Source organism: Streptomyces aculeolatus, from assembly GCF_020400605.1.
GTDB classification, from domain to species: Bacteria; Actinomycetota; Actinomycetes; order Streptomycetales; family Streptomycetaceae; genus Streptomyces; species Streptomyces aculeolatus.
This window is the reverse complement of the sequence record NZ_JAINRD010000068.1, coordinates 1-1,465: the sequence shown is the minus strand read 5'-3', so window position 1 is coordinate 1,465 and position 1,465 is coordinate 1. Positions and strand designations below refer to the sequence as shown.

Below are 1,465 nucleotides of genomic sequence, written 5' to 3'. Positions count from 1 at the left end.
AACACCTGGCAGCACCGCAAGGTCAAGAAGATCCCGGCGGACGCCGACGGCGTGCCGGAGTACGCGATGTACAACTACGACGCGCTGTGGCTGACGCAGTGGAACCTCAACACCGTCCTGGGGCTGGCCTATCCGGAGATCTACTCGAGCGTCGTGCGCTCGCAGCTCAAAATGTACGAGGACGGCGGGCTGCTGCCGCGGGGCCCCGTGGCCGGCGACTACTCGTGGGTGATGACCGGATCGCCGGTGACGTCGTTCATCAGCGGCGCCTGGAACAAGGGCATCCGGGACTTCGACATCGACCTCGCGTACGAGGCCATGCTCGACGCCCACTCCCTCGGCGGCCTCTTCGAAGCCGGTTCCTTCGAGTACGGGCGCTGGGGGAGCTGCGGCGGCGCCCGCTACTACTTCGACCTCGGGTTCGTACCGAACGAGGTGTGCAGCGGCCCGCTGGAAGGCGGTGCGGGGCAGACGCTGGAGTACGCGTTCCAGGACTGGACGCTGGGCCAGCTGGCGCGGCGGCTGGGCAAGTCCGGTCTCAACGTGGCGCAGTTCGCCGAGGTGTCGGTGTCCTCGCAGGCGAACGACTCGAATCTGGCGGGCGTGCGGGCGGTGGACGGCCGGCCGGCGCGCTCCAGCGTCACAGAACCGGTGAACGTGGAGTGGGCGTCGACGGAGCGCAAGCCGTGGATCAGGCTGAGCTGGCCGGAGCAGAAGCGCGTGCACAAGGTGGTGCTCAGCGACCGCGCCGAGGGGGACTCGCGGGTCGGCTCCGGCGTGCTGACGTTCAGCGACGGCTCGTCGGTCGAGGTGGACGGCATCCCGGCCCGGGGCGGGAAGAAGGCGGTGTCCTTCCGGCCGAGGCGGGTGAGCTGGGTCAGGTTCGAGGCGACCGGCGGCACCGGTGAGGGCGTGGGGCTGGGCGACTTCGAGGTGTGGGACGACACCGACGCGGGGGAGTTCCTGATCGAGAGGTCCGGGAACTGGCGCAACCTGTACGACAGGTCCACCGGGTTCATCCGGCCGCGCGGCATGAACGGCCGCTGGCAGGAGCCGTTCGACCCGCTGTCGCACGAGGACTTCGTCGAGGCGAACGCGTGGCAGGCGACCTGGTTCACCTCGCACGACGTCATCGCCCTGGCCAACAGGCTCGGCGGCCGCAAGGCGTACGCCGACAAGCTCAACTACGCCTTCGAGCAGTCCGCCGACGCCGACTTCATCGCCGAGTACGGCAAGGGCCACGTCAGCTACGGCAACCAGCCCGGGCTCCAGGTGGCGCACCTGTTCAACTACGTGGGCCACCCCTGGCTGACGCAGTACTGGGTCCGGCAGGTCAAGGAGAAGACCTACGGCGCGACCTCCACGACCGACGGCTACGGCCACTTCGACGAGGACCAGGGCCAGATGGGGTCCATGAGCGCGCTGATGGCGATGGGGCTGTTCGAGGTGACGGGCGCGAGTCTGC

The 1,465-nt window shown here is 68.9% G+C and carries 1 protein-coding gene; it reads left to right on the top strand.

The features are described 5' to 3' along the window. The coding region (locus tag LG396_RS38725) for a glycoside hydrolase domain-containing protein (RefSeq protein ID WP_225798299.1) at window positions 1-1,465 on the top strand (1,465 nt) is incomplete at both ends.